Source organism: Burkholderia sp. E168m23 (assembly GCF_016586125.1).
GTDB classification, from domain to species: Bacteria; Pseudomonadota; Gammaproteobacteria; order Burkholderiales; family Burkholderiaceae; genus Burkholderia; species Burkholderia orbicola.
In genome coordinates this window covers 1-691 of sequence record NZ_BCPP01001633.1, presented here as the reverse complement: position 1 = coordinate 691, position 691 = coordinate 1, and the positions used below count along the sequence as shown (strand labels likewise).

At 71.1% G+C, this 691-nt stretch carries 1 protein-coding gene; it reads right to left on the bottom strand.

Translation table 11 applies throughout. From position 1 onward, the window contains the following. A partial coding sequence (locus tag JMF90_RS39355) for an FUSC family protein (protein WP_201326577.1) occupies positions 1 to 691 on the bottom strand: 691 nt, incomplete at both ends.

Genomic DNA, 691 nt, shown 5'->3' with positions numbered 1-691 from the left:
CCGCCAGATCGCGACGCACCGCGCGGTGCAGACGCCGCCGGCTCGTGCCGGGATCGCCGGGAAACACCAGCGCGAAGATCAGCGCGCCGAACGCGATGCCGAGCATCGTCGCGAGCGCGCTGTTCAGGAACGCGGCGTCGCCGATGCGCGTCGTGTTGTCCGGCGACGTGAAATTCCAGAAGAAGATCGAGAACGCGCTGCCCATCGCAGCCGTGCGCGGATGGCGCATCGCGATCCCGGTGCCGATCAGGAACACGCCGAGGATATAGGCGAGCATCTCGAAGCCCGACACCGCCGGCAGCAGGATGAAGTTGCAGACGACACCGGCGACCGCCGCGCATGCCGAGCCTTTCAGGAAGCCGATGGCCGCGCGCACCGAGTTGGGGCGGGTCGAGAACAGCGCGCCGACCACGGCCGTGATCGCGACGAACCCGCCGCCCGCCGGCCACGCGGTGAAGATCCAGATCGCCGACGCGGCCAGCACCGCGATGAACGCGCGGATGCCGTTGTGCCACGCGAGCACCGGATCGCGATGGAACGCGTAGCGCACCCGCGAAGGCGGCAGTTCGGGCCGGTCGAGCAGCGCCTGGCTCGCGAAGGCGCGCTCGAACCCGCCGAGCAGCGCCGCCAGCCGATCGAGCGTGAGCAGGCGCGACGTGTCCGGCGCGGCGGCCTCGGCACGCAGCGCATC